The 25,913-nt window shown below is 62.7% G+C and carries 24 protein-coding genes; 10 read left to right on the forward strand and 14 right to left on the reverse strand.

The window, feature by feature from the left end; all coding sequences use genetic code 11:
* Positions 1-34: 34 nt before the first annotated feature.
* From HB630_RS20205 to HB630_RS20215, 3 genes are all read right to left on the reverse strand, one after another.
* Positions 35-625, reverse strand: coding sequence for a polysaccharide biosynthesis/export family protein (locus HB630_RS20205; protein ID WP_249780946.1), 591 nt, complete (start codon positions 623-625; stop codon positions 35-37).
* Positions 626-753: 128 nt separating this feature from the next.
* Positions 754-1,491 carry a metallophosphoesterase family protein gene (locus HB630_RS20210; RefSeq protein ID WP_213774052.1) on the reverse strand — a complete coding sequence of 246 codons (738 nt, stop codon included), beginning with the start codon at positions 1,489-1,491 and terminating at the stop codon, positions 754-756.
* Positions 1,492-1,564: 73 nt separating this feature from the next.
* Positions 1,565-1,780: a hypothetical protein gene (locus HB630_RS20215; protein WP_213774053.1), complete on the reverse strand. Its 216-nt coding sequence runs from the start codon at positions 1,778-1,780 to the stop codon at positions 1,565-1,567.
* Between the two features lie 499 nt (positions 1,781-2,279).
* On the opposite strand from HB630_RS20215, the gene HB630_RS20220 reads away from it, so the two are divergent.
* The 3 genes from HB630_RS20220 (at position 2,280) to HB630_RS20230 (ending at position 5,350) form a co-directional block, all read left to right on the forward strand.
* Positions 2,280-3,029 (forward strand): sugar transferase, encoded by a 750-nt coding sequence (locus tag HB630_RS20220; RefSeq protein ID WP_213774054.1) that lies wholly within the window; start codon positions 2,280-2,282, stop codon positions 3,027-3,029.
* A 139-nt stretch (positions 3,030-3,168) separates the two neighbouring features.
* Positions 3,169-3,966, forward strand: a complete 798-nt coding sequence (locus tag HB630_RS20225) for an FkbM family methyltransferase (RefSeq protein ID WP_213774055.1) — start codon at positions 3,169-3,171, stop codon at positions 3,964-3,966.
* Between the two features lie 58 nt (positions 3,967-4,024).
* A complete protein-coding gene (locus HB630_RS20230) occupies positions 4,025-5,350 on the forward strand; it encodes a UDP-glucose/GDP-mannose dehydrogenase family protein (protein ID WP_213774056.1) in 1,326 nt (441 codons plus the stop codon).
* Positions 5,351-5,373: 23 nt separating this feature from the next.
* Here HB630_RS20230 and zigA read toward each other — a convergent pair whose 3' ends face one another.
* Both zigA and HB630_RS20240 read right to left on the reverse strand, forming a co-directional pair.
* Positions 5,374-6,579, reverse strand: coding sequence for a zinc metallochaperone GTPase ZigA (gene zigA / locus HB630_RS20235; RefSeq protein WP_213774057.1), 1,206 nt, complete (start codon positions 6,577-6,579; stop codon positions 5,374-5,376).
* 290 nt (positions 6,580-6,869) lie between these two features.
* Positions 6,870-7,688 carry a MetQ/NlpA family ABC transporter substrate-binding protein gene (locus HB630_RS20240; protein ID WP_213774058.1) on the reverse strand — a complete coding sequence of 273 codons (819 nt, stop codon included), beginning with the start codon at positions 7,686-7,688 and terminating at the stop codon, positions 6,870-6,872.
* A gap of 580 nt (positions 7,689-8,268) precedes the next feature.
* Between HB630_RS20240 and HB630_RS20245 the strand changes: the two genes are divergently transcribed.
* Both HB630_RS20245 and HB630_RS20250 read left to right on the forward strand, forming a co-directional pair.
* Positions 8,269-9,393 carry a methionine ABC transporter ATP-binding protein gene (locus HB630_RS20245; protein ID WP_213774059.1) on the forward strand — a complete coding sequence of 375 codons (1,125 nt, stop codon included), beginning with the start codon at positions 8,269-8,271 and terminating at the stop codon, positions 9,391-9,393.
* Positions 9,383-10,048 carry a methionine ABC transporter permease gene (locus HB630_RS20250; RefSeq protein WP_213774060.1) on the forward strand — a complete coding sequence of 222 codons (666 nt, stop codon included), beginning with the start codon at positions 9,383-9,385 and terminating at the stop codon, positions 10,046-10,048. Before HB630_RS20245 ends, HB630_RS20250 begins: the two co-directional genes overlap by 11 nt.
* Here HB630_RS20250 and HB630_RS20255 read toward each other — a convergent pair.
* A complete protein-coding gene (locus HB630_RS20255; RefSeq protein ID WP_346656116.1) occupies positions 10,023-11,510 on the reverse strand; it encodes an FAD/NAD(P)-binding protein in 1,488 nt (495 codons plus the stop codon). The two genes, HB630_RS20250 and HB630_RS20255, sit on opposite strands and share 26 nt — an antisense overlap.
* A 469-nt stretch (positions 11,511-11,979) precedes the next feature.
* Here HB630_RS20255 and HB630_RS20260 point away from each other — a divergent pair, with 469 nt between their 5' ends.
* From HB630_RS20260 to pdxA, 4 genes are all read left to right on the forward strand, one after another.
* On the forward strand, positions 11,980-12,756 hold the full coding sequence (locus HB630_RS20260) for a MetQ/NlpA family ABC transporter substrate-binding protein (RefSeq protein ID WP_213774061.1): 777 nt from the start codon (positions 11,980-11,982) through the stop codon (positions 12,754-12,756).
* 484 nt (positions 12,757-13,240) lie between these two features.
* Entirely contained in the window at positions 13,241-13,483 is a 243-nt protein-coding gene (locus tag HB630_RS20265) for a hypothetical protein (RefSeq protein ID WP_213774062.1), read from the forward strand.
* Positions 13,484-13,616: 133 nt separating this feature from the next.
* Complete coding sequence (locus HB630_RS20270; protein ID WP_213774063.1) at positions 13,617-14,705, forward strand: four-carbon acid sugar kinase family protein; 1,089 nt, start codon at positions 13,617-13,619, stop codon at positions 14,703-14,705.
* A gap of 83 nt (positions 14,706-14,788) precedes the next feature.
* Positions 14,789-15,811, forward strand: coding sequence for a 4-hydroxythreonine-4-phosphate dehydrogenase PdxA (gene pdxA / locus HB630_RS20275; RefSeq protein ID WP_213774064.1), 1,023 nt, complete (start codon positions 14,789-14,791; stop codon positions 15,809-15,811).
* Positions 15,812-15,883: 72 nt separating this feature from the next.
* Here the strand turns inward: pdxA and nuoB are convergent, their stop codons facing one another.
* The 7 genes from nuoB to HB630_RS20310 are packed head-to-tail and all read right to left on the reverse strand — an operon-like array spanning position 15,884 to position 23,302.
* The gene (nuoB, locus tag HB630_RS20280) at positions 15,884-16,405 is read right to left on the reverse strand and encodes an NADH-quinone oxidoreductase subunit NuoB (protein WP_213774065.1); all 522 of its coding nucleotides are present in this window, start codon (positions 16,403-16,405) and stop codon (positions 15,884-15,886) included.
* 1 nt (position 16,406) lies between these two features.
* On the reverse strand, positions 16,407-17,921 hold the full coding sequence (locus HB630_RS20285) for an NADH-quinone oxidoreductase subunit C (RefSeq protein WP_213774066.1): 1,515 nt from the start codon (positions 17,919-17,921) through the stop codon (positions 16,407-16,409).
* A 4-nt stretch (positions 17,922-17,925) separates the two neighbouring features.
* Positions 17,926-19,377: a hydrogenase 4 subunit F gene (locus HB630_RS20290; RefSeq protein WP_213774067.1), complete on the reverse strand. Its 1,452-nt coding sequence runs from the start codon at positions 19,375-19,377 to the stop codon at positions 17,926-17,928.
* Positions 19,374-20,039, reverse strand: a complete 666-nt coding sequence (locus HB630_RS20295) for a hydrogenase-4 component E (RefSeq protein WP_213774068.1) — start codon at positions 20,037-20,039, stop codon at positions 19,374-19,376. Before HB630_RS20295 ends, HB630_RS20290 begins: the two co-directional genes overlap by 4 nt.
* Before the next feature lie 3 nt (positions 20,040-20,042).
* Positions 20,043-20,999, reverse strand: a complete 957-nt coding sequence (locus tag HB630_RS20300) for an NADH-quinone oxidoreductase subunit H (protein WP_213774069.1) — start codon at positions 20,997-20,999, stop codon at positions 20,043-20,045.
* A complete protein-coding gene (gene hyfB, locus HB630_RS20305; RefSeq protein ID WP_213774070.1) occupies positions 20,990-23,002 on the reverse strand; it encodes a hydrogenase 4 subunit B in 2,013 nt (670 codons plus the stop codon). The genes HB630_RS20300 and hyfB overlap by 10 nt, the downstream gene beginning before the upstream one ends.
* 12 nt (positions 23,003-23,014) lie before the next feature.
* Positions 23,015-23,302, reverse strand: coding sequence for a helix-turn-helix domain-containing protein (locus HB630_RS20310; protein ID WP_213774071.1), 288 nt, complete (start codon positions 23,300-23,302; stop codon positions 23,015-23,017).
* A 334-nt stretch (positions 23,303-23,636) separates the two neighbouring features.
* On the opposite strand from HB630_RS20310, the gene HB630_RS20315 reads away from it, so the two are divergent.
* Positions 23,637-24,509 (forward strand): amidohydrolase family protein, encoded by an 873-nt coding sequence (locus tag HB630_RS20315; protein WP_213774072.1) that lies wholly within the window; start codon positions 23,637-23,639, stop codon positions 24,507-24,509.
* Positions 24,510-24,544: 35 nt separating this feature from the next.
* Here the strand turns inward: HB630_RS20315 and HB630_RS20320 are convergent, their stop codons facing one another.
* Positions 24,545-25,801 (reverse strand): multidrug effflux MFS transporter, encoded by a 1,257-nt coding sequence (locus tag HB630_RS20320; RefSeq protein ID WP_346656117.1) that lies wholly within the window; start codon positions 25,799-25,801, stop codon positions 24,545-24,547.
* Positions 25,802-25,913 lie beyond the last annotated feature (112 nt).

Below are 25,913 nucleotides of genomic sequence, written 5' to 3' on the forward strand. Positions count from 1 at the left end.
GCGACGTCGGGGAACCGCGAAGTGCGGCGAAGTTTCAGAAGTAGCGTTCAGGAATGCGGATGTTATCGCCGGGAAAAACCGGAACCGGCGAGTCCAGCGAATGGACTTCTTCGGCGGTTCCACCCGATCGCCGCAGGAAGACCTTGTTTTCGTTGGCGCGGTAGGTGAACCCTCCGGCGCTCGCGACGGCGTCCAATACGGTCAGGCCAAGGCGATAAGGGTACTCGCCGCTCTTCTTGACCTCGCCGAGGATATAATAAGGTCTGTACAGCGCCACTTCGACGTTCACGCGGGGATCGCGAACGATTCCTTTCGCCAGCGTGGATGCAATCGAACGCTCCAGCTGCTTCGTCGTCAGCCCGGAGGCCATCACATGCCCCGCAAGCGGAACCGATATCTGGCCGGTGCTGTCAACTTCATACTCTCCGGCGATGTCCGGCTCGCCATAGACTTTCACACGAACCCGATCGTTCGGCCCAAGCACGTAGTTCCCCGCGTTCGGAGCTTGTTGCGCCGAATCTTGTTGCGCCGACGCCGCAGATCGAGCGCCGATCCCCGATGCCGCAAGCCCGATTGAAGCAAGGAGCAAGGCGAATCCGATGGCGCGCATCGATGGCTGCTGCATGACTTCATCCCCGCGAATTATATCCGGCGGCAGATGATAGTTGCGCAAACAAGGCAAAAGAATGTGAGGCCGGGTTTCATCGGTGGATGCGCTCCCGCGTGCGTAAGCGCCATCGTCACAAGGCATCATCACAGGAATTGAACAGAGGCGTCCTCAAGAATTACGCATGTCAAAGTTCCCGTGCGCCAGGCGCCGGTGTCGATATTGATCCGGTTGTGCCGTATTTCTGGATGCGCAACCGGCGTATGTCCGTGAACGACGAGCTTGCCGTGGTCGAGCGGCGAGTCCAGGAACTCGTGACGGATCCAGAGAAAATCCCGGGTGTTCTGCCGCTCGATCGGGATCTCCGGACGAATCCCGGCGTGGACGAACAGAAAGTCACCGCAGCAGAAGCTTGGCCGCAGACACTGCAGGACAAGCCGGTGCGTCAGCGGAAATACGCGGCAGAAGCGGCGATGCAGCTCGCTGCCGGTTTCGGTGGCGTCGGAACGCAGAAAGACGCCGTAGGATGCAAGGGTCTGGTCGCCGCCGAGTTGCAGCCAAGGGCGAAGTGCGCGCGGGTCGCGCAGGAAGCTTTCCATGAGGTCTTCGTGGTTGCCTCTCAGGCACACCGCGTTGTTTCGGACCAGCCGCACAGCCAACAGATCGAGGACTGCTTTCGAATTGGGCCCACGATCGATGTAGTCGCCCAAATAGATCTCGACGGCATATCTGACAGGCCGGCGCCGGAGATCGTCATCGATATGGTGAATGGCTTCGCCGAGTAGGTCGGCGCGGCCGTGAATATCGCCGATGGCATAAATCCGCGTCTCCGCCGGCGTCGAGGCGGCAACCGGTCGCGATTGGGCGGCGGACAGTGATCGCATCGTCCGCCATAGCGATCATGGAACGGCGTCGCGGTCAAATAAAAGCGCTGACGATCAACATCTATGATCGGCGTCAGAAGAAAATCGCGCAGATCGCCGCAGCGATCAGCACCCAGGCACCTGCATTCGCCAGGATAATAAGGTTCCGCAATCGTCGACCTGACGTTTCGTCCTGCTCAAGCAGGCGATAGTCGGAACGTCCAGCAATCATCGATGCCTCCCTGTGCTCCTTGGAGACAGGCAGCCCGCCAGCTGAAGTCGCTTCGGTCTTTCGCAGTTGTACGATCATCGGAAGTTTGTCGCGGCTCGGGGTTCAACCGTTCAATGCGAGACTACGGGAACGCGACTTAGTTTTGGTTTAATCCTGAAGCTCAAAAGCGACGATATGGCACGACTTTTTGTTTTGTGATGGCACGGGTACACTCGCTTCGAAGGCCGCGTCAGCTCGTGCGTAAGAAGTTCCAGATTTTCGATTATGCATGGCAGCGCCGAAATGCACGCAGCTCAATATACGCGCAAGCAGAACTAAGCTCCTATTGGAAAACGTCATTTTCCACGGCATGCGAGCTGATCTGCGTCGCGCTGCAAAAATATTCGCGATGTTTCCGCTGCGCCGCCAAAATTCGCTCAAGAATTTAGGAAAGCTTTAATCAAGGCGGATCGCCGCGCGTCGAGCGCGATTAGGTAAGCGTTCGCTTCGGCGACAGCGGAACCGCTGTTCCCGGGCGCAGGGTTGCGTTGTGTTCCGCTCAGTGACGTGAACAACACTCCAGCAGAAGGCGAGACCCATGGCGCCCCCCATTGCGGCCGGTTTGCAACACGACAATGTGGTTCCGCTGCGCAACGAGCGGCGGTTCATATCGGTAAGGCCGGTCGAGTGTGACGCCAGCCGATACCGTCACCGTCGCTCGCGTCACTTGGCGCGAACGGAACCGTCCGCCTCGGCGGGCAAGCGGATCTTCGACGTCGCGGTTGCGAGCGCGACCTTGATGTTTCTCGCGCCGCTCCTGATCGTGATCGTGGTTGCCATCAAGCTCACGTCGCGTGGCCCGGTATTGTTCATTCAGCCGAGGTACGGTTACCGCAACCGGTTCTTCAGGATTTACAAGTTTCGAACCATGCGCGTGGAGGCCGGCGACACAGCCGGTGTGAAGCAGACGGTGCAGGGCGATGCGCGGGTGACGCGGGTCGGGAAGGTGTTGCGGAAAACGAGCCTCGATGAAATTCCGCAACTGATCAATGTCATCAGGGGAGATATGTCGCTGGTCGGTCCGCGTCCGCATGTTCCGGGAATGCTTGCGGCCGATCTACCCTATGAGGACCTGGTTCCGTACTATTTCCAGCGGCATACGGCGCGGCCGGGAATCACTGGCCTTGCGCAGGTAAGCGGTTGCAGGGGTAGCACCGTCGAGGCCGGCCGCGCGATTTCACGTATCGACTATGACCTCGACTATATCGAGAAATGGTCGCTGCGCATGGATATCGCGATCATCGTACGGACGGTCCGCAGGGAGTTCCTGTCGGGCAGCGGCTTCTAGATCATAAAGAATAGGGCGATTCGGAGGTGGGCTGAGGATGCGGGCACACAGGTTCGGCGCATACAGCCATCGCCGCGGCCATCGATCGAGCCATCGAACCGGCTGCAATCCATTCAACCAAAACAGAGAGATCGCCGCGATGAGCGCCAGGCAACGAACCCGAGAGCTGTTGAAGGAAACATTTCCGTCGGTCTGGCTGCATTGGCATTTCATGCACCGTCCGGCTTCGGCCGAGCAGGAATTGTCGTTGCTCGACCGGGTCGTTCCGGACGGAGCGGTGACCGTCGATGTCGGAGCAAATTGCGGCCTCTATACCCGCAAGCTGGCGCGGCTTTCGCGGCAGGTCCATGCCTTTGAGCCTTCGCACAAGATGGCGGTTCTGCTGCGGCGAACGTCAGCGCCGAATGTCAATATTCACGAAATGGCGCTATCCGATCAGGCGGGGGACGCGGAGCTGTTCATTCCGCAGGATGACGATGAGCCGGTCTACGGCCTGGCCTCGCTCGAACCCAGGCAGGGCGCGTCAAGCCAGCAGAAGATTGTTTCGACGACGGTGCCAAAGGCCCGTCTGGACGCGGTCATCCGTGACGAGGTGGCCTTTGTCAAAATTGACGTGGAAGGGCACGAACTGAATGTTCTGAACGGCTCGACCGGCCTGCTTGAGCGTAGCCAGCCGGTATTCCTGGTCGAGGCCGAGGACCGGCATCGCCAGCGGGCGACGCGATCGATCTTCGAGTTCTTCGCAAGCAGGTCCTATCGGGGATTTTTCCTGAAGGACGGCAGCGCGCTTCCGGTCGATCAGTTCCGGACCGAGGAGTTGCAGGATGCCGATGTGCTGCTGCCCGACGGCGGCCGCAAGAGCGGCAAGCACTACATCAACAATTTCTTCTTCTTCCCGCAGCATCTGGATGGGGAATCGATCCTGAACGGCTCATAGCCGGCGCATGAAGATCAACTCCAGGGCTGAGCGGGACAGATCGTAAGGTGGGGTGTCAATGCGTATTGCCATGATAGGCGCCGGCTATGTCGGGCTGGTGTCGGGGGCGTGCTTTTCCGATTTCGGTCACCATGTGACCTGCATCGACAGCGATGAAGGCAAGATTGCCGCGCTCGAAGCCGGCCGAATCCCGATTTATGAACCGGGCCTGGCCGATCTGGTGGCCAACAATGTGAGCCAGGGCCGTCTCGCCTTCGGAAGCGACATCAAATCGGCGGTCGCGAACGCCGAAGTGGTGTTTATCGCCGTCGGAACCCCGTCGCGCCGCGGTGATGGACATGCCGATCTGTCTTACGTCTATGCAGCGGCGCGCGAGATCGGGAGGGCGCTTTCGAAGTTCACGGTCGTAGTGACCAAGTCGACTGTGCCTGTCGGCACCGGCGACGAGGTTGAGCGGATCATCCGCGAGGCAAACCCCGACGTGGAATTCGCGGTGGCGTCGAATCCGGAATTCTTGCGGGAAGGTGCGGCGATTCGCGACTTCAAGCATCCCGACCGGATCGTGATCGGGGCCAGCGATGCCCGCGCACGGGAGATCGTCACCGCAGTCTATCGGCCGCTTCACCTCAATGCGCCGCCGATTCTCCATACCGATCGCCGTACCGCGGAACTGACCAAATATGCAGCCAATTCCTTTCTCGCGACCAAGATCGCGTTTATCAACGAAATCGCTGACCTCGCCGAGAAAGTCGGCGCCAATGTTCAGGAAGTTGCGCGCGGCATTGGCCTGGACAACCGCATCGGCCCTAAATTCCTGCATGCCGGACCCGGGTTCGGCGGATCATGCTTTCCAAAGGATACGATGGCGCTGATCAAGACTGGGCAGGATAACGAGACGCCGCTGCGGATTGTCGAGACGGTTGTCGCGGTCAACGACCAGCGCAAGCGCGCGATGGCCCGCAAGGTAGCCAATGCCTTCGGCGGCAATGGCAATCTGCGCGGAAAATTCATCGCCGTGCTCGGCGTCACGTTCAAGCCCGATACCGACGACATGCGGGACGCGCCTTCGATTCCGCTGATCACCGCCTTGCAGGATCTGGGGGCGGTAATCCGCGTGTTCGATCCCGTCGGCATGCCGCAAGCCAGCAAGGTGCTCGAAAACGTCACCTTCTGCCAGGATGCCTATGACTGCGCAAAGGGCGCCCACGCGATCGTCATCGTGACCGAGTGGGAGCAATTTCGCGCGCTCGACCTCAAGGAATTGGCCTCGATCATGGCAAGTTTCGTCATCGTGGATCTCCGCAACATCTACGCGCCGGAAGAGGTGCGGCGAAACGGATTCCATTATTGCGGGGTCGGACGGCCGAAGCCGTTCGCTTATTAGGAAGTTCCCGGCTTCGCTCGCGGTCAAGCCGCTTCGTCGGCGCGCCGCCATTTCGGGAAGGGGTCCGGCAGCTTGGCCCAGTCGGCGATGTTCATCGCGGGCTTTCCCGGCACGAGACAGGCATCGAGGCGCGCACGAATGGCAGCCTCGTCCATGTCGACACCGATAAAGACGATTTCCTGCCGCCGGTCGCCATAGATCTCGTTCCAGTGCTTCCGCAGATTCTTCCGCCAAAAGGGATCGTCGGGCCATCGCTCGGCGGGAACGGCCGCCCACCAGAAACCCAGTGCTTCGGTGCGGACGATCGAGCCAGCCTGGCTGACTTCGCCGAGCCATTGCGGCCGTGTCGCCAGCCAGAAATGCCCTTTGGCGCGAATGACGCCCGGCCAGGGCGCCTTGATGAATTGATCGAACCTGGCGGGCTCGAACGGACGCCGGGCGCGATAGACAAAATTCTTCACGCCGTATTCTTCCGTTTCCGGCACATGGTCGGCAAAGCCGTAGAGTTCCTTGTACCAGAGCGGATGTTGCTGGGCCTTTTCGAAATTGAAGCGCCCGGTATCGAGAACGCGGTCGAAAGGGACTTGGGCGTGGTTCGCTTCGATGATGTCGGCTTCCGGATTGAGCGAGCGAACGATCTTGCGCGCGGCGTCGCGCTGTTCCTGCGAGGCGTCGTCGACCTTGTTCAGAACGACGACGTCGGCGAATTCGATCTGCTCCACGAGGAGGTCGACCAGCGTGCGCTTGTCGTTTTCCAGCGCCTCGCCGCGATACCCGAGAAATTCGGTCGAGGAATAGTCCTTCAGCAGATTCACCGCGTCGACCACGGTCACCATGGTGTCGAGCCGCGCGACGTCGGACAGGCTTTCGTCATCCTCGCTGCGGAAGTCGAAGGTTGCCGCGACCGGAAGCGGTTCCGAAATTCCGGTCGATTCGATCAGCAGATAATCGAAGCGGCCATTCTCCGCCAGCGCGCGCACTTCCTTCAGGAGATCGTCGCGCAACGTGCAGCAGATGCAGCCATTGGTCATCTCGACCAGTTTCTCATCGGTCCGGGAAAGATTCGCACCACCATCGCGGACCAAATCGGCGTCGATGTTCACCTCGCTCATGTCGTTCACGATCACCGCCACTTTCAGGCCGTGCCGGTTGTTCAGGATGTGGTTCAGCAAAGTGGTCTTTCCAGCCCCGAGGAAGCCGGACAAGACGGTGACGGGGAGTTTTCGCATGGAGGTCGAACAGCCTTTTGAGAGGGATGGGTTGGTGCCCGGAGGCGGGCATGGTTGGCCTCGGATATGTTATGTTATAACATAACATTCCCGGAATAAGCCCGCCCTGTCAAGGCTGTCTTCCGGCAATTGGCTGTGGCTGGGTGGAGCGGCAAGCAGCACCGGCAAGGCCGGGATTTCCGGCCGTCACCGGCCAATGCCGATTTTCGTGTGCGGATCGTCTTCAAATAACGGAAGCGTCCGTTCGGACGTGCGTCAGAAATTGCCGCTCCGGTGACGCGGGCCGGGCCTCAGTTGAAATAGTCCGGCAGCGCAAATCCGTCGTAGAAATTGTTCGAGCGGATCGCCGACTTGAACGTCTCGGAGGTGAAGGCGGTCACGATATCCCTGGCCCATGGCTTGTCGCTGTTGCCCCGCCTGACCGCCACGACGTTGTGATAGGGCGAGGTCATTTTCTCGAGCGCCAGCGCGTCCGTCAATTTCAGACCGCTATAGATGGCGAAATTGCCCTGGACAGCGGCGAAATCGACGTCATCGAGCGCCCGCGGACCCTGGGCGTTTTCGAGCGGGATCAGCCGGATGCCGCTCGGATTCTTGACCACGTCGAGTTCGGTGACATCGACCGGATTATTGTCCCTGATCTCGATCCAGCCGAGGTCGCGCAGGATCCAGAGCGCGCGTTGCAGATTGACGGGATCGTTCGGCACCGCGACGGTCATGCCGGCCTTCACCTTTACATCGCGCGGATGCTTTTTGGAATAAAGCCCCATCGGCGGCGTCGGCACGGCGACGATGCCGGCGAGGTCGGTCTTGTTGCGTTCGTTATAGGAGTTCAGGAACACCGTGTGCTGCATGATATTGGCGTCGATGTCGTCGCGGAACACGGCGGTGTTGGCTTCCAGGCCGGTGCTGAATTCGTAATACCGCACGCTGTAGCCCTTCTTCCTGAGTTCCGGTTCGACGCCAGCCTTGAACTCGTCGCTATAAGGGCCCGGCACGAAGCCGACCTTGATTTCCTTTTTGGACGCATCCTGGGCAAAGGACGGTCCGCCGGTCAGTGCGGGAAGGATCAGGAGGGCGGACAGCAGCAGCAACCAGGTTTTCTTCATCTCGTTCTCGAAGCGCCTTGATGGATGGGAGATTTAGCAAATCGAATATCTTGAACGGTGCCGGCGCCTGCCGGACTGTCCCGCGGGGAACTGACGTCACCGCTCCCTATCTAGGTGCCCGATCGCGACAATGTCGATGAAAGGAATTTACGTTGTTGCGCTCGTTAAGAGCATGAAGCCCGTCGTTTGATGCGCGAGTGGAGATGAATTCACTGATCGCAGTGTCGCTGCGGCGATCGATCCAGAGGAGGTGCGATCGGATGGGTGCCTGGAGAATGGGCATCGGCCTCCGTCGCCAGATGGATTTTCTCTATAGCTGGGCGTCAGGGAAAATTTCATCCAAGCCTCAATGAATATCTGAAATTGCCAGAAATGCAGTCTCGCGCGATCCTGGCTTTGTTGCGGTGCAGTGAGGAGATGCGCCTGTGCCGAGGGTTTTTCCATCCTGATAGAAGACCGATGCGCGGCGGGCTTTGCGCCGCGCATCAGGAGGGCCTGGAGCAAGAGGTCTCGGAGCGAGAGCCGGAACACGCTCATTGGATGATGTTGCGGTAGAGCCTGCCGGGAAAAGGATTCTGGAATGAATGCGCATCAATCATTGCTCACCGGACAAGCGCTTCCGTCCTTTCCGGCGGTCGCGCCCGATCCTTCGGTGTCGGATGCGATGGTGCGGTTCGAGGCGGTCTCGAAGATCTATCCCGCCCATCGCGGCAAGCCGAGCGTGCGTGCGCTCGAAGCCATCGATTTTTCAATTCCACGCGGCTCGATCACCGGCGTGATCGGCCGTTCCGGGGCCGGCAAGTCGAGCCTTGTACGTTTGATCAACGGCCTTGAAAAGCCGAACGCCGGCCGCGTGATCGTCGACGGAAGCGACATCTCCGGTCTCGCCGGCCACGGGTTGCGGCTGGCGCAGCGTTCGATCGGCATGATCTTCCAGCACTTCAACCTGCTGTCCTCTCGAACGGCGGCGGACAATATCGCGCTGCCGCTCGAAATCGCGGGCTGGTCGAAATCCGATATCGCGGTCCGGGTGTCCGAACTGCTCGACCTCGTCGGCATCGCCGACAAGTTCGATCGCTACCCGTCGGAATTATCCGGCGGCCAGAAGCAGCGGGTCGGCATCGCCCGCGCGCTGGCGACGCGGCCCAGCGTGCTGTTGTCGGACGAGGCGACCTCGGCGCTGGATCCGCAGACCACGCGATCGATCCTCGATCTGCTGGCGAACATCAATCGCGAACTCGGTGTCACGATCGTCCTGATTACCCATGAGATGTCCGTGGTCAGACAACTCGCCAAGGAAGTCGTCGTGCTCGATGCCGGGCATATCGTCGAAAAAGGCCACGTCGCTGACATCTTCACCCATCCGCGGCAGGCGATCACGCAGAGCTTTCTTTCCGAGGTTCTCGGCGACGCGGTTCCGGTCTCGTTGTCGAGCCGGCTGCAGCCGCAGCCCGGTCCCGGCAGTCAGGCCGTCATTCGCGTGCTGGTTCGCGGAATGGACGGCGGCGCGACGCTGGTCGCCCGTCTGGCGCGCGAGCTTGCGATCGACGTGGCGTTGCTATCGGCGCGTGTCGACGAGATTGGCGGCCAGCCGATCGGCTCATTGACGCTCGGCGTGCCGGCGAACGATGCCGGGGCAACGCAGGTGCTGGCCTATCTTTCACAACATCATTTCTCAGCGGAGCGTCTCGGCTATGTCGCTTGATCTCATCAATCTGATTGTCCAGGCGACCTGGGAAAGCCTGTTTATGGTCGGCGTCGCCGCGATTATCGCGACGCTGTTCGGCCTGCCGATCGGCATTTTTCTGGCGACCAGCCGGAAGGGAGAGTTGTTCGCCGCGCCGGCGGTCAACTCGGCCCTCGGCATCATCGTCAATGCGACCCGGTCGACGCCGTTCATTATCCTTGTCGTCGCCATCATTCCGTTCACGCGGCTGGTGGCGGGTACGTCGATCGGGTCGGGCGCCGCGATTGTTCCGCTCAGCATCGCGGCGACGCCCTTCATCGCGCGCTTGGTCGAGGGCGCGATTCGTGAAGTGGATGCCGGCCTGATCGAGACCGCATCGTCGTTCGGCGCCAGTCCGCTGCAGGTCGTGTTCAAGGTGCTGATCCCCGAAGCGCTGCCCGGACTCGTTCTGGCGCTGACGCTCGCGGTGGTCAGCCTGATCGGTTACTCGGCGATGGTCGGCGCGGTCGGCGGCGGCGGCCTGGGCGATCTCGGCATTCGTTATGGCTACCAGCGCTTCATGCCGGACATGATGCTCGCCGTGGTCGTCGTTTTGATCGCGCTGGTGCAGACCGTACAGACCGTCGGCGATTATCTGGCGCGCCGGGTCAACCGCCGCCTGCGGCATCGCTGAGTCCGGTGCCGAGGGACGTTGACTCCTCGACGTGCAACACATCGACCAACGCTTCAGCTACCCGCCTGGCGTGGATCGATACGTCCGGCACGCCCATCAATTCGCCGAACGTGGCGCGGGCCAGCGGCCCCGCCACGAACAGCCGGCCTTCGGCGGCGCCCGACCGGTCGAGCGGACGCGAATGCGCATCGACCTCGATGCCGAGGCCGAAAGGATCGGGGCGTAGCAGATCGGCCTGCTGCATGGCCTTGAGCAGCGGATCGTTCCGGCATACGTCGCCATGCGCGGGCCCGGTGGCAAGAATGATCCGGTCGACGGAGATCTGTTCGGTGGACCGGCGCCGGCTGTGCCGCACCGTCACGTGCAATTCCGCGCCGGCCTTTGCGATCTCCTGCAAGGCGGCCGGCAGCACGCGGAGCCGTCCGGCCGCGGTCAGGCGCTCGATGGTCTGACTTAATTGGGGCGCGACGCGAAAACGGTGCGTATCCCAGAATGGACGCAAGTGACGTAGCAGCGCGTGCTTCTGCTCGGTCGGCAGCGCGCGCCAGATGTCGCTTGCCTGAATGCGCACCTGGTCGAGCACGCCGTGCCACGACAGGCCCTGACCGGCGGCTTCCGCAACGGCCCGGCGGATCCGCGTCAGCAGTTCGATCGCGGTGCGCGGTGGCGGCGACAGGAAGTCGCCGAACGGCTCGACCGGGGCTGCGGCATGGTCGCGCGAGCGCTGGCCGCGCCGCGAGATCGCGGTGATCTTGCCGCGATGGCCCTGGCGCTCCAGCGTCGTGACGATGTCCGCCATCGTCAGGCCGGTGCCGACGATCAGGATGCGGGAATCGCGCGCGATGTCTTCGAAGGCGCCGTCGCGCCAGGGATTGGCGATCATGGCGGCGTCGTTCGCGACATCTTTGAAAACGGCCGGCACGGAGGGCGGCGGATGACAGATCGCCAGCACCAGCGCGTCGGCCTCGATCGGATCGCCATCGGCGCAGATCACCCGATATCCCGCTGTCTGCCGTTCCACCGCAACAGCTCTGGTCCGCACATGAAGCAAAGCGGGGCCGAGCGCCGCGACCTGCTGCTGGACATAGGTTCCGAAGGCATGGCGCGTTGGAAACAGCCGTCCCGCGGAATCAAGCGCGGCCGGGTCGCGGGCCGCCACGTCAGACGACGTACACCAGCGGCTGAAATGTTCGGGATCATCCGAAAACAGCTGCATCCGGTGGGTCGGCACATTGATGCGGTGGCCCGGATCGGTGGTCCCGTAAGCGAGGCCGCGTCCGATTTCCGCGGCGGGTTCAACGATGACGATCCGCGCCCCGCCGGGCGCAGCCCGGTTGAGGTGCAGCGCGACGGCGGCGCCGGAAAAGCCGCCGCCGATGATGGCGATGACCGGCTTGCGGATGTGGCGGCTGTCGGCGGCGAAAGCCGGTGGCGAAGATGCAGGTCGGTTTGTGAGAGGCACGCTGATTCCGTTATGGGCCCTTGGAGATTGATCCGGATCCGGAGGGCCATGTTAGCGCAAAGTGGGAGGGTGGTCTTCTCTCGCGACAGACGCCGGACGTCTGCGCGGGCAGCGACCATGCTCCAACAAGCAGATAGGATCATGTTCCGGTTCAGCCTAGTCGAATCAGGCTCCAGGCGTCCAGAGATTGACGGCGGCGGCATCGGGTTTGTCGCGTGGCCGCCATGCAGCCAATCGCGGGCTGGTTGCAATTCCGGAGGCGGAGCCGGATGGAGAACAGGATTTCCGTCTCGAAAGCGGGCGCAGGCGTTTTCGTTTCGATGAGCGTTAAGTACAGCCGTTTCCTTGCTTTTATCGCAGGGATGATTGCAGCCGAAAATGATCAGCACTAATGGTCCGGCTCTAATGTTCGCATTCCGTTTCGGAAGGCATTTTTGCGAACACCATTGTCCGATGTTTGGAGAAGTTCATGCGTAGATTTGCTGTGATCGTTGCGGCGGTTCTCGCGCTCGGGAGTGCCGCGAAAGCGGAGACCATCCGGGTCGGCGTGAGCGCCGGTCCCCACGCCGAGATCATGGAGGTCGTCAGGCAGGTGGCGGCCGAGCGCGGCCTCGACGTCAAAATCGTCGAGTTCACGGACTATGTCATTCCGAACCAGGCGCTTGCGCTGGGAGACCTCGAAGCGAATTCGTTTCAGCACGAACCCTATCTGAAGAACCAGATAGCGAAGACAGGCTGGAAAATCGTGAAGGTGGCCAACACGATCATCTCGCCGCAAGGGGTCTATTCGCAGAAATACAAGAATCTGGCCGACCTGCCGGAAGGCGCGCGGGTCGCGATCGCCAACGATCCGTCGAACGGCGCGCGCGGCCTGATGATCCTCGCTTTGCATGGCGTGATCAAATTGAAGGACCCGAACGACGTCGCATCGACGGTTGCCGACATCACCGAAAATCCAAAGAAGCTGCGCTTTATCGAGCTCGATGCGGCGCAGCTGCCGCGCTCGCTTCAGGATGTCGATCTGGTTTCGATCAACAACAATTATGCGGTTCAGGCTGGGATTAACCCTGCGACCGATGCGATCGCGCATGAGAGCGCCGGCGGCCCCTGGGTCAACATTCTCGCCGTGCGCGAGCAAGACAAGGACAAGCCCTGGGTGAAGCAGCTTATCGATGCCTATCACTCCGATCCGGTGAAGGCCTTTATCGAGAAGCGTTTCAAGGGCACCTATCTCGCAGCGTGGTGAGGCGCGTGCCGTCGCTGCCATGCAACGGATGAAGTACATGATGGCCTGCATCCGATAATGATCTTCCATGCAGCCGGCAAAATTTGACATGGACATGAAATTTCCGGAGCCATAGTTTTTTGAGGTCTCGTCCACGGGCGGGCGGCGCGCTAATGTGAGATGAAGCCAGTCGCTTTGCTCGGGAGTGGGGAGTTTCGGGTTGATCGGCCGGCGAACCAGCAACGCCGGATGAGTCTTCCCGGAACTGATCGGTTGTCGCGTGGGTGCGTGTTGACTCCACCTCCGTCGCGTAACCCACGCGACCGCCCGTGGTTATGCCTATGACAGGTAACCGAAAGCTCGGCGCGATTATGCCCTGAATTCCAGGGCCATGCGATCCGCCGCTGAAAGAATGTCGCGCGATTGGCCGAAGTCCGACTCGGGTTCTTCCAGATGCTGCCACATATCCGGCTCACAAGCGCGAAACTGCGATAGGGGGACGACAATGCAGGCAGAAAGAGCTTTGCCGCGGGCCGAAGCGTCCGCGTCCGACAACGATGCCGAAATCGAGCGTCTTCATCTGGACCTGGCCAGCCTCAACAAGCAGATACGACAGCTCGAAAGCCTCAATTCGGAAAGTTCGAAGATCGAGTCGCTGAAGGCGCGGGCGCTGGTGGTGTCCCGTCAGATCGATGAGCTTCGCTGTTTGCGCGCGACTCAGGATTTGGTCGGCTTGCTGGCGAAGTGACCCCGGCAATGATGGCGGCATGGCGTTAGCTCCGATCCGCACGATGGGTGCTGTTTATCGATTCGGGATCGTTACTTGAGGGAAGAGTTCCGGTAATAAGGGAAGCGACAGACAATTTCCCGCCCGGAATGCCATGCCATCATTAAGGCTTCTGGCCGACGATTTGACCGGCGCCCTGGATACGTCCGCGGAGTTTGTCGGCGCGTTCGGCCCGTTGGATGTTCTCTGGTCCGCCGTTGCAGCTCCGGCGGAGGAGGTTAGCTTTTGTATCGACAGCGGGACGCGGGAAGCTCACGCAGAACACGCCTCTGCGGTCGTGCGTCCGCTCGCGCCGCTGCTTCATGGCGGCGGCATCGCCTACAAGAAGATCGACAGTCTGCTGCGCGGCCCCTGGGCTGCGGAAATAGCGGCGTGTCTTCAAACCGGATTCTGGGATAGCTGCATCGTCGCGCCGGCCTTCGCGCATCAGGGCCGCCGGACCCGCGCCGGCCAGCAATATGCGAGGGCATCCGACGGAAGCTGGAATGCCGTCGGCGAGAACATCATCCGGGAGCTTCGCCGGCACAATCTCGACGCGCAGCCGGGCCGCCTCGATACGGCGCTGCCGCCAGGCGTCAGCGTGTTCGACGCCGAGACCGATGACGATCTGGACCGCATCGTCCGGATCGGCCGGAGTTACGGCGGGAAGGTGTTGTGGTGCGGCACCGGAGGACTGGCGGGTGCGCTGGCACGCGGCACCGAAGTCAGCGCGTCCAGACAGCTCAAGAGGCCGCTGCTCGGCGTGTTCGGTTCGGATCACGCCACGACCGATGCCCAACTGGCGATGTGCCGGAGCGTGGTGGTACAAGGGACGGGCGGCCGGACGGAGATCGATCAGGTCAGGCGCGGACTGGACGATGGCGTCGCGCTGGTGAAGTTGGAGGCGCCCGAGGCGAGTTCCAGGGCGGAAGCGGCGCAATTTTTTGAACAGGAAATCATAAGACTAAGCTTGGCGATCGATCCGCCCGGTACGTTGATGATCGCCGGTGGCGAGACCCTGAAGGCGCAATGTCTTGCCGTCGGAGCCCGCGCGCTGAAAGTTCTGGGACGATTGGAGCCCGGCGTGCCCAGATCCGTGCTACAGGGCGGAGCCTGGGCGGGCGTTGATGTGATATCGAAATCGGGTGCGTTCGGGCCGCCCGATTTGGGGTGGAAGCTGCTGAACGAAAACAAGTTGATCTAGAGCATGATCCGGAAAAGTGGGCACCGGTTTTCCGAAAAGATCATGCTAAAATAGAAAGTCATCCTGCTCTAGGGAACAACGCCATGCCGAAGCGACATCTCGCGATCACGATGGGAGATCCGGCCGGCATCGGTCCCGAGATCATCTTGAAAGCCTGCGCGCGGTTGCGCGACCGTCTCGAAACGTCGGATCTCAAGCTCCTGATCATCGGCAGCGGCCGGGCCCTGCAACAGGCCGAGCGCCAGCTCGCCGCCGGCATCAACATCGCGCCCGTCGGCGTCGATGACGCGGACTGGCCCAATCTGGCTTTTCTGCAAGCCGACGACGAGAGCGAAGCGATCCAGCCCGGCATATTGTCCGCCGATGGCGGCCGCTTCGCCTACAAGGCGGTCGAGCAGGGCGTCCGTCTCGCTTTGTCGGGCCGGGTCGGCGGCATCGTGACCGCGCCGCTCAACAAGGAGGCGCTCAACAAGGCCGGCTACCATTATCCCGGCCATACCGAGATGCTGGCGGAGTTAACCGGCGTCCGTGGCTCCGTCATGCTGCTGGCCCACGGCAACATGCGCGTCAGCCACGTCTCGACCCACGTTGCCTTGCAGGACGTTCCGTCCCGCCTGACGCCGGAGCGTCTGCGTCACGTCGTCGACCTGACCCATAAGGCGCTGCGCGGAATCGGAATTGCGAATCCGAAAATCGCGGTGGCCGCGCTCAATCCCCATGCCGGCGAGGGCGGATTGTTCGGCCGGCAGGACATCGAGGTGTCGCAGCCGGTGATCGAAAAACTGGTCGCCGACGGCCTTGATGTCGTCGGTCCCGTCCCCGGCGATACCGTCTTCGTGAAGCTGCGCGCGGGACAATACGATGCCGTGGTCGCGATGTATCACGATCAGGGGCACATCCCGGTCAAGCTCCTGGGTTTCGAAGTCGATCCCGCAACCGGCAAGTGGCAGGAGCTTTCCGGCGTCAACATCACGCTCGGCCTGCCGATCATCCGCACCTCGGTCGATCACGGCACGGCGTTCGATATCGCAGGCCAGGGCATCGCCAACGAGCGTAGCATGATCGAGGCGATCGAATATGCCGAGCGCCTTGCCGGCAATGTGTGAGCGAGTTTCCGGAATTGCAGCCGCCGGGATAGGTAAACTTCTCCAGCTACCCAGGTCGATGACGTCAAGTCGCTAACCGGCGCTGACTTTTTCCAATAGCGCCAGCAGGCCGCGCAGGATGGCGAGCGGCGGCGGTGGACAGCCGGGGATATGGAGATCGACCGGCACGACGGCCGATACGCCGCCGACGACGGCATAGCTGCCGGCAAAGCAGCCGCCGTCCAGCGCGCAGTCGCCCGCGGCGATGACCCATTTCGGATCGGGGGTGGCGTTATAGGTGCGCTCCAGCGCCATCCGCATGTTTTTCGTCACCGGGCCGGTCACCAGCAACACGTCGGCGTGGCGCGGCGAGGCGACGAAGCGCAGGCCGAACCGCTCCAGATCGTAATAGGCGTTGCCGAGCGCCTGGATTTCCAGTTCGCAGCCATTGCAGGAGCCGGCATCGACCTCGCGGATCGAGAGCGAGCGGCCGAGCCGGCGCCGCGTGACGCGCGCCAGCGACGCGCCGAGTTCGGCGAGCGCCTTGTCGTCGGCGGAAGGGGCGGCTTCCGTCAGCGGCATCTGGACGAGACTCTGGAACAGCAGTTTGCGCATGTTAGAGGTCGTGACCTGAATAGGAGCAGTTGAAGGATTTGTTGCAAAGGGGAAAGTCGGCGACGATATTGCCTTCGATCGCGGCTTCCAGCAGCGGCCACTGGAGCCAGGACGGATCGCGCAAATGGCAGCGTGCGACGGTCCCGTCCGGATGAAGGCTGAGCCAGACCAGGATGTCGCCGCGGAAACCTTCGACCAGCGCCATGCCCTCGCAGGCTTTGCCGGCGGCCGGCAGATTGCTCCGTATCGAACCTTCCGGCATCCGGTCCAGCAATTGGGTGACGAGCGCGAGACTCTGTTCGATCTCGCGGATCCTGATCCACACCCGCGCATTGACGTCGCCGGCGTCGAGCAGGGGCACGTCGAAGGCGAGACTGTCGTAGGGCGCATAGGGCAGATTCTTGCGCGCATCGAACGCGCGGCCCGACGCCCGGCCGATGAATCCGCCGGCCGCATATTGCCGTACCAGTTCGGTGGTCACGATGCCGGTCGAAACCGTCCGGTCCTGCAGCGAGGCCGTGTTGTCATAGAGATCGACCAGCGCGGGGAAGCGCGCGGCGATGTCGGCGACAAGCGCGCGCAGCGTCGTGAAATCATCCGAACTGATATCGCCGGTGACGCCGCCCGGCTGGATCCGGTCGCGCATCAGCCGGTGGCCGAACACATCGTTCGCGATGCGTAGCACCTTCTCGCGCAGCACGCCGCAATGGGCCAGCATCAGCGCGAAGGCGGCGTCGTTGCAGATCGCGCCGAAATCGCCGAGATGATTGGCGAGCCGTTCCAGTTCAGCCATCAGCGCGCGGAGGTAGATGGCGCGCGGCGGCACGTCGATTTGAAGCGCGCTTTCCGCCGCCCGTGCAAACGCCAGTCCGTAAGCGACGGTGCTGTCGCCCGAGGTTCGCGCGGCGAGCCGGGATGCAGCGGCGATCGTCGCACCCGTCATCAATCCTTCGATGCCCTTGTGGACGTAGCCGAACCGCTGTTCGAGCCGCACCACCGTCTCGCCATTGGCGGTGAAACGGAAATGGCCGGGCTCGATGATGCCGGCATGGACCGGGCCGACGGGGATCTGGTGCAGCCCCGGTCCTTCCGCGGGCAAGAAGGCGTAGGTTTTTTCGATCGGCACCGATGAAGGTTTCGTAGCCAGCGGATGCCGCAGATCCCAGTTGCCGTGATCGAGCCAGGAGCGGGGATCGGGCAAACCGTCCGGCTCCAGTCCGAACAGGTCGCGGATCGTCCGTTCGGGCCGCAGCGCCGGAGGATGGTGCAGGCCGACCGAAGGATACCGGCCGCTCGCGCCGTCGAGGCTGAGAACAGCGATCTCGCCGTCCGTCGCGTCGAGCAGCGCCATGTGGACACAAGCCGGCTCGCCCCACAGGCCGAGCAGATTCCATTGGCCCGCGGCAAGTCCGGCGATCGCACCGGCCCAGGTTTCCGCCGTGACGACGGCGCGCGGCCAGGGCCGGTGGTTTTGGGCCATCGTCCCCTTGCCGATGAGTGTTTTGATGCCTGCCATCGCGCTACCCCAGGATCTCGGCGACATGCCGGAACCACACCACCAAAGTCGGCGGCAGGAAAACGCCGGCCACGAGCACGAGGCCGAAATGGACGATCATCGGCACATAGGAGGCGTCGGACGGCGCGGTGCTGCCGGTGGGATCGCTGAAGGCGATGCCGTTCAGATGATAGAACAGCGCGCCGAGCGCGAGGACAATGCCGAGCACCAGCGGAATCGCCAGCCACGGTTCGCGCGCGAAGGTCGAGCTCACCACCAGAAATTCGCTCATGAAGACGCCGAACGGCGGCAGCCCGGCGATGGCGACGACCCCGATCACGAGGCTCCAGCCGAGCCAGGGATGGGTCTGCGTCAGGCCGCGGATCTCCGCGATCTTCTGCGTGCCCTTGATCTGCGTGACATGGCCGACGGCGAAGAAGATGCCCGATTTGGTCAGGCTGTGCATCGCCATATGCAGCAGGCCGGCAAAATTCGCGACCGGTCCGCCCATGCCGAAAGCGAAGGTGATGATCCCCATATGCTCGATCGAGGAATAGGCGAACAGGCGTTTGATGTCGCGCCGCCGGTAGAGCATGAGGGCGGCGAACACCAGCGACACCAGGCCGAGCGTCATCATCAGCGGCCCGGGCGCAACGGATCCGAGATTGGCGGCCAGCAGGATCTTGAACCGCAGCACCGCATAGAGCGCGACGTTGAGCAGCAGGCCGGACAGCACCGCCGAGATCGGCGTCGGGCCTTCGGCATGGGCATCCGGCAGCCAGGCATGCAGCGGTGCCAGGCCCACCTTGGTGCCGTAGCCGAGCAGCAGGAACACGAAGGCGACGTTGATCAGGGCCGGATCGAAATGCGAGGCCTGCGTGACCAGCACGGTCCACACCATGCCGTCGACGCCTTCACCGACGACCGGCAGCGCGGCCATGTAGACGAGGATGGTGCCGAACAGCGCCAGCCCGATGCCGACGCTGCCGAGGATGAAATATTTCCAGGCGGCTTCCAGCGCCTCATGGGTGCGGTAGATGCCGACCATCAGCACCGTCGTCAGCGTCGCCAGTTCGATCCCGACCCACATCAGGCCGATATTGTTGGCGGTGAGCGCGAGGTTCATGCCGCCCATCATCACCTGGTACATGGCGTGATAGAACCGCAGATAGGTCGGCGTCAGCCGTCCGGTTTCCAGCTCATGCCCGATATAGCTCGCCGAGAAGACGCTGGTGGTGAAGCCGACGAAGGTGTTGAGCACGATGAAAACGACGTTGAGGTCGTCGACGAACAGATATTGCCCCGGCGCCGGCCGGGCCACGAAGAACAGCGAAAGCGATGCGGCGAAGGTCAGTCCCGACGCCAGCATGTTGAGGCGGGAGGAGAGGCGATAATCGGGCAGCAGCGCAAGTACCGCCGCCGCGACAACGGGAATGACGAGAACCAGCGCAATGCTGGTGGAGGCCGAAAAAATCATCGGCGTTCTCCGCGAAAGCGATCGAGTGCCTCGATGTCGACGGTGTCGAAGCGCTCGCGTATCCGGAACAGGAACACGCCGATGACGAAGAAGGCGATCAGAACCGAAAAGGCGACGCTGATCTCGACCACCAGCGGCATGCCGCGCGCGCCGGTGCCGGCGAACACCAGCCCGTTTTCCAGCGACATGAAGCCCACGACCTGGCTCACGGCGTTGCGCCGCGTCACCATCATCAACAGGCCGAGCAGCACCACCGAGAGCGCGAAGGCGAGATCCTCGCGCGCCAGCGGATCGGCGGTGGGCGTCACCTTCAGCATCACCGTCATCGACAGTGCGACGAGGCCCATGCCCGCAAGCATGGTGGTGCCCGAGCCGATCACCGTTTCGATCTCGCGGTGGATGCCGAGGCGCTGGATGATCCGGTGCAGGCCGACCGGAACGATGATCGCCTTGAAGACGAGGGCGATCAGCGCCGTGATATAGAGATGCGGCGCGTGCTGGACGCTGGCCTGCCACGCCACCGATAGGGCCAGCAGCACCGCCTGCAGCGCGAAGGCATTGAGCAGCGCATAGAGCCGGTGTTGCGTGATCATCAGGAAACTGACGAGCACCAGCCCGCCGCCCAACAGATGCGCCACATCGAATGTCAGTCCGTGCCCCATCGTCTAGAGGCTCCTCGATACGAACAACAACAGGGTGCCGAGAAGGCCGAGCATCAGCGCGGTGCCGACGAAATCCGGCAGACGGAACACGCGCATCTTGGCGATCATGGTCTCGAACACGGCGAGCAGGAATCCGAACACCGCGAGCTTGGCGAGATAGAGTCCGAAGCCGGCCAGGTAGCTGGCGACGGATGCGCCGGGCTCGGTGAGGGTCCAGGGCACGAAGATGCAGCCGATCAGCGAGATGTAGAGCAGCAGCTTGACCGAGGCCGCCAGTTCGATCATCGCCAGATGGCGGCCGGAATATTCCAGTACCATCGCTTCATGGACCATCGTCAGTTCGAGATGCGTCGCCGGGTTGTCGACGGGAATGCGGCCGTTCTCGGCGATGGCGACGATGATGAGCGCGATCGCGGCAAGCCCGAGCGAGACCCGCAGTCCCACGTTCGGCGACGACAGCAGGTCGGCGACATCGGACAATTGCGTGGAATGGGCGACCAGCGCCATCGTGAAGACGATCAGCAGCATCGCGGGCTCGGCGAGCGAGGCGATCATCATCTCGCGGCTCGATCCGATGCCGCCGAAGGCGGTGCCGATGTCCATGCCGGCGAGCGCGAGGAAAAAGCGCGCGCTTCCGAGCAGCGCGATGATGGCGATGAGATCGGCCGACCAACTGAACAGCAGCCCCTTGGCGAAGGTCGGAACCAGCGCCGCCGCTACCCAGGTCGCGGCAAATACCAGATAGGGCGCGGCCCTGAAGATCCACGAAGCATTCTCCGCGACCACCGCTTCCTTTTTCAACAGCCGCAGCAGGTCGCGATAGGGCTGGATGACGGAAGGCCCGCGGCGGCGCTGCAACCGCGCCTTGACCTTGCGGACGAAGCCGGTGAGCAGCGGCGCCGCCAGCAGCACCAGCGTCATCTGCATCACTTGCACGAGAAGGCTCGAGATCAGCTCCATATCGCAAGCACCAGCAGGAGGGAGACGAGCGCGAGGAAGACGAGGCTGAGATAGCTGCGGATGGTCAGGAACTGGAGCTTGTTGAGATGCAACGCGGCAAAGCTGACGACGCCGGCCACCGGTTCGTACAGCCGTTCCCATACCGGATCGGAGAGGGTCAGGGTGAAGCGGGCGGGCCGCATGTCGCCCGGCGCCGGCATCGATACGGTCTCGCCGGTCGCAAACGTGCCGGCCAGGAAGACCCGGCGGATCGGCTGGGCGAAGCTGCTGCCGGAATATTGCGTGATCGGGCTCGGGTCGGGGAAGCCGCAATCCCAAGGCGGCGCGCGGCGCAGCGCCCGCGACGCGAAGCGATGGATCGCCCATACCGCCATCAGCGCGGACATGGTGATGAAGAGGAAGACCAGAAGGCCGTTATACGAACTGCCGCTCACGGCCGACGGTTCGATCGAGAGCCAGGGTAGCGTGGCCTGCGACGGAATCGCGCCGCCGACGAATTGCTGCGTGACCGGCGCCAGCGCATCGATGATGAAGCCCGGCAGCAGTCCCGCCGCCAGGCATAGCGCGCCGAGCAGCGCCATCGCCGACAGCGAGAAGCGGTCGACCTCCATGGCCGTCGCGGCCTGGTCGCTCCGCGGCCGGCCGAGGAAGGTAATGCCGAACGCCTTGACGAAGGTCGCGCCGGCGAGTGCGGCCGCCAGCGCCAGCAGGCCGCCAATGGCGGGGACGATGATCTTCAACGCCCATTGCACCATGTCCGGGCTGAGCAGGATCGCCTGAAAGGTCAGCCATTCCGACACGAAGCCGTTGAGCGGCGGCAGCGCCGAAATCGCCATGCAGCCGATCAGGAACAGGAAGCTCGTCACCGGCATGCGGTGGATCAGCCCGCCGAGCCGGTCCATGCTGCGCTCGCCGGTCGCGGTCAGCACCGCGCCGGCCCCGAAAAACAGCAGGCTCTTGAACAGGGAGTGGTTGAACACATGCAGCAGCGCGGCGGTCATGGCGAGCGCCGCGGCCGCATTCATGCCATTGGTGCGAAAGGCCAGCGCGAGGCCGAGCCCGATGAAGATGATGCCGATGTTCTCGATGGTGGAATAGGCCAGCAGGCGCTTGGTGTCGTCCTGCACCAGCGCTTGCAGCACGCCGAGCACGGCGCTGACGCCGCCGAAAGCGAGCAGCAGCATGCCGGACCACCAGGGCAGCACGCCGGCAAGGTCGAAGACGATGCGGATGAAGGCGTAGACCGCAACCTTGGTCATGACGCCGCTCATCAGCGCGGAAACGTGGCTGGGGGCGGCGGGATGCGCCAGCGGCAGCCACGCATGCAGCGGGACGAGGCCAGCCTTGGAGCCGGCGCCGACCAGGACCAGAATCAGGATGATCGCCGCGGTCAGCGGCGGGCGCGTGCTGCCGCGGATGGTTTCGAACGCGTAGCCGCCGTCCGGTCCGGCGAGCAGGCCGAAGGCAAGCAACAGCGCCAGCGAACCCAGGCTCGCCATCACCAGATAGACGTAACCGGCGCGCCGGTTTTCGGGGGCATGGTGATGGGCCATGACCAGCGCCCATGACGTGAGCGACATGAATTCCCAGGCGAGAAGAAAGCTGTACGCATCGTCGGCCAGCACGACGAGATTCATGCCGGCGAGGAACGCCGGAAAGAACGGCAAGACGCGGTGCGGCTCCTCTTCGTGTGCGCCGTAGCCAATGGCATAAAGGCTCGCCGCCGCGCCGCCGAGATTGACGACGGTGAGGAAGAAGGCGGCCAGCGCATCGATCCGGAAGTGCGCGCCGATCCAGGGCAGGCCGAGCGGCAGCACCAGCTTCGCAGCGGCGGCGTATCCGGTCAGCGCCGAGAACGCCGCCACCGCCGCCATTCCGGAAAGCAGCAATGTCGCGCCATAGACGATCCGCGTGCTCGCGCGCCGATGCGAGGTGACGACGGCCAGAACGGCCACCCCAAGGAACGCCGCGATGCAGAGCAGGAGGAATGCAACGACATTCATCGGGGTGCGGCCTCAGTCCCTTTTGCTGCTGCTTTCGCCTTGAGAAGCGCTGGAAGTGGATCTCAATCGCACGCCGCGTCCGCCGGCCTGGCTCGGGGTTCCCTCCGCGATCAGTTCGAGCCCGTTCTGATTGAGCGCTTCGATCAGCTTCATGAGCGAATCGACATTGCCGCGGATGACGCCTTCGCTCGCTTCCATGCGCTGGATGGTGGGCACCGATAGCGTGGACAGCTCCGCGAGGCGGCGCTGGTCGATACCGAGAAGGGCCCTCGCGGCCCGCAATTGCGCGGCAGTAATCATGCGGACGTGATCATGGCAGAGTCATCAACCCAGGGTCATGCCGACCGGAGATGTTGCAGATATGAGATATATCCCTCGTGTCCTCAATTGTAAACTGTGTAGCATGACTTGAGATGTTTTATACATCATTGGCGGGAGATGGCCTGGTGGACGCGATCATGCGTCGAAAAGCATGGAAAGACCGAAACCATCCGGACCATTGGCGTTTTCGAGCGAAGCGGCTTCCGGCTCGCGTGAAGAAAACGCGTCAAAACAAAAACATAGAGCCTCGGTTCTGATTCCATCAGAACCGAAAAGGTTCTAGAGGTGGCGAAATCATTCAGGATCATCTCGCATGACAAAGCCTTGCCTGCCGCCCCGTTCCGTTACCTCGGCGCCGCATTGGAAAGCGCCCGCGGGCAGCACCGATTGTCATTTCCACATCAACGGTCCGTATGACCGCTATCCGCTCAGTCCCGGCCGCTTCTACTCGCCGCCGGAAGCGACGGTGCCGGACTATCAGGCGATGGCGCGCACCATCGGCATCGAGCGCATGGTGATTGTGCAGCCTTCGACCTTCGGCACCGACAATCGCTGTACGCTGGATGCGGTGGAGTTGCTCGGGCGCGACAACACCCGCGCCGTCGTGGTGGTCGATGACGGCGTGGACGAGCGCGTGCTGGCAGAAATGCACGAGCGCGGCGCGCGCGGTGTCCGGTTCAACGCGGTGAGCGGCAATGGCACGCCGCTGGCGCAGCTTGAGGCGCTTGCGGCTCGGGTCACGGGCCTGGGCTGGCACATCCAGTTCTATACCAACGGCGATCAGATCGCCGATCTCGCGCCGGTGATCCGGAAGCTGCCGGTCACCGTCGTGCTCGATCACATGGCCGGCGTGCAAGGCGATCGCGGCGTTGCCAGTCCCGAATTTCAGGCCACCGTCGGCCTGATGCAATCAGGCCAAGCCTACGTCAAACTGTCGGGCTATCGCAGTTCGGTCAAAGGCTATCCCTATGACGACGTGGCGCCGATCGCGCGCGGCTATATCGAAGCCGCTCCCGATCGCTGCGTCTGGGGCACGGACTGGCCCCATCCGAGCCTGTTCGGCGACACCCATATGCCCGATGACGGCGAGCTGTTCGATCTGCTCGGCGCTTGGGCGCCATCGGACGAATTGCGGCGCAAGATACTGGTCGACAATCCGGCGCGGCTTTACGGTTTTGCGCCATAAGGCCGCGGCCTTCAGATCGCGGCCTGCGGGCGCGATCAGGGACGATCGGGCACCGCGCGATGGGGCGTGAACAGACGGCCCTTTTCCGCAACCGCGACCACCGCCAGCGCCATCAGGGCGCACAGCAAAAACCCGGTGGCGAACGGCAGCAGGGTTCCGTTGAAGTCCTGGCCGATCAAGGTGCCGATGCCGATTCCCAACAGGGTCGTGATCGTTCCGTACAGGGATGAGGCGGTGCCGGCGATGTGACCTTGCGGCTCCATCGCCAGCGCAGTGAAATTGGCGAAGGTCAGCCCGAACGCGAACATCATCAGCGCGCCCAGCGCCATGAACAGGGGCAATGGCAACATGTCCATCTGCGCGGTGAAAAACATGATTCCCGCCACCACGACGAACCCGACCAGCGCGCCATGCGACATCACGCGCATGCCGATGCGTCCCACCAGGCGGGCGTTGAGAAATCCGGCCACGGCGATGCCGACCGCGATGCCGGCAAAGGCCAGCGGAAAATAACGGCCGAGCTGGTAGATCCCGGTGAATATCTGCTGCGAGGAGAACACGAAGCCGAACAGCGAGCCCTGCACGCCGCCGGCGGCCAGCGCATAACCCAGGGTCTGGCGGTTGGTGATGGTCTGGCGGAAGGCGTCGAGAATTTTGCCGATCACGAGCGGCTTCCGCTCGGAGACCGGCAGGGTTTCCGGCATCCGCAGCGCGCTCCAGATCAGCGCCAGCGCCCCATACACCGTCAATATCACGAAGATGCCATGCCACTGCGTCAGCAGCATCACCGCCTGGCCGAACGATGGCGCGATCACGGGCACCGCGATGAACACCATCATCGCCAGCGACATCACGCTGGCCATGCGGCGGCCGGCATAGCAATCGCGAACGATCGCGGTCGCGATCACGCGGGTGGCCGAGGTGCCGAGTCCCTGCAGCGCCCGCGCCAGCAGCAATGTCTCGAACGTGGGCGCGGCGATCGCCAGCACGCTGGCGATCGAATAGACTAGCATGCCGCCGAGCAGGACCGGACGGCGGCCGAACCGGTCCGACAGCGTCCCCATCACGAACTGGCCGAGCCCGAAACCGATCATGAAGGTGGACAGCACCTCCTGCAGCCGGTTGGGAACCGGAATCTGGAAGGTCGAGGCGATGTTCGGCAGCGCCGGCAACATCATGTCCATCGCCAGCGGGTTCAATGCCATGATCGACGCAATCACGACGACGAATTCGGGAAAACCCATCGGGTCATGGGTCGAGGAGACCCAAACATCGGCATTGGTATCGGTCACGTGGCGCGCACCTCGTTGGAAACACCCGATTAATGGGTCATGTTGCGCCGCACAATCCGCGTTCGGGAATACCAGCCCTGACATCAAAAAACGGTGGTCGGGGCCGGCTCTG

Origin of the sequence: Bradyrhizobium sp. dw_78 (genome assembly GCF_018449525.1) — a bacterium.
Lineage (GTDB): Bacteria > Pseudomonadota > Alphaproteobacteria > Rhizobiales > Xanthobacteraceae > Bradyrhizobium.

What these genes read in the sequence shown, in the direction of transcription:
- HB630_RS20205 (WP_249780946.1), bottom strand. Translation starts at nt 625, where the DNA reads ATGCAGCAGCCATCGATGCGCGCCATCGGATTCGCCTTGCTCCTTGCT.
- HB630_RS20210 (WP_213774052.1), bottom strand. Translation starts at nt 1,491, where the DNA reads ATGCGATCACTGTCCGCCGCCCAATCGCGACCGGTTGCCGCCTCGACG.
- HB630_RS20215 (WP_213774053.1), bottom strand. Translation starts at nt 1,780, where the DNA reads ATGATCGTACAACTGCGAAAGACCGAAGCGACTTCAGCTGGCGGGCTG.
- HB630_RS20220 (WP_213774054.1), top strand. Translation starts at nt 2,280, where the DNA reads ATGGCGCCCCCCATTGCGGCCGGTTTGCAACACGACAATGTGGTTCCG.
- HB630_RS20225 (WP_213774055.1), top strand. Translation starts at nt 3,169, where the DNA reads ATGAGCGCCAGGCAACGAACCCGAGAGCTGTTGAAGGAAACATTTCCG.
- HB630_RS20230 (WP_213774056.1), top strand. Translation starts at nt 4,025, where the DNA reads ATGCGTATTGCCATGATAGGCGCCGGCTATGTCGGGCTGGTGTCGGGG.
- zigA (WP_213774057.1), bottom strand. Translation starts at nt 6,579, where the DNA reads ATGCGAAAACTCCCCGTCACCGTCTTGTCCGGCTTCCTCGGGGCTGGA.
- HB630_RS20240 (WP_213774058.1), bottom strand. Translation starts at nt 7,688, where the DNA reads ATGAAGAAAACCTGGTTGCTGCTGCTGTCCGCCCTCCTGATCCTTCCC.
- HB630_RS20245 (WP_213774059.1), top strand. Translation starts at nt 8,269, where the DNA reads ATGAATGCGCATCAATCATTGCTCACCGGACAAGCGCTTCCGTCCTTT.
- HB630_RS20250 (WP_213774060.1), top strand. Translation starts at nt 9,383, where the DNA reads ATGTCGCTTGATCTCATCAATCTGATTGTCCAGGCGACCTGGGAAAGC.
- HB630_RS20260 (WP_213774061.1), top strand. Translation starts at nt 11,980, where the DNA reads ATGCGTAGATTTGCTGTGATCGTTGCGGCGGTTCTCGCGCTCGGGAGT.
- HB630_RS20265 (WP_213774062.1), top strand. Translation starts at nt 13,241, where the DNA reads ATGCAGGCAGAAAGAGCTTTGCCGCGGGCCGAAGCGTCCGCGTCCGAC.
- HB630_RS20270 (WP_213774063.1), top strand. Translation starts at nt 13,617, where the DNA reads ATGCCATCATTAAGGCTTCTGGCCGACGATTTGACCGGCGCCCTGGAT.
- pdxA (WP_213774064.1), top strand. Translation starts at nt 14,789, where the DNA reads ATGCCGAAGCGACATCTCGCGATCACGATGGGAGATCCGGCCGGCATC.
- nuoB (WP_213774065.1), bottom strand. Translation starts at nt 16,405, where the DNA reads ATGCGCAAACTGCTGTTCCAGAGTCTCGTCCAGATGCCGCTGACGGAA.
- HB630_RS20285 (WP_213774066.1), bottom strand. Translation starts at nt 17,921, where the DNA reads ATGGCAGGCATCAAAACACTCATCGGCAAGGGGACGATGGCCCAAAAC.
- HB630_RS20290 (WP_213774067.1), bottom strand. Translation starts at nt 19,377, where the DNA reads ATGATTTTTTCGGCCTCCACCAGCATTGCGCTGGTTCTCGTCATTCCC.
- HB630_RS20295 (WP_213774068.1), bottom strand. Translation starts at nt 20,039, where the DNA reads ATGGGGCACGGACTGACATTCGATGTGGCGCATCTGTTGGGCGGCGGG.
- HB630_RS20300 (WP_213774069.1), bottom strand. Translation starts at nt 20,999, where the DNA reads ATGGAGCTGATCTCGAGCCTTCTCGTGCAAGTGATGCAGATGACGCTG.
- hyfB (WP_213774070.1), bottom strand. Translation starts at nt 23,002, where the DNA reads ATGAATGTCGTTGCATTCCTCCTGCTCTGCATCGCGGCGTTCCTTGGG.
- HB630_RS20310 (WP_213774071.1), bottom strand. Translation starts at nt 23,302, where the DNA reads ATGATTACTGCCGCGCAATTGCGGGCCGCGAGGGCCCTTCTCGGTATC.
- HB630_RS20315 (WP_213774072.1), top strand. Translation starts at nt 23,637, where the DNA reads ATGACAAAGCCTTGCCTGCCGCCCCGTTCCGTTACCTCGGCGCCGCAT.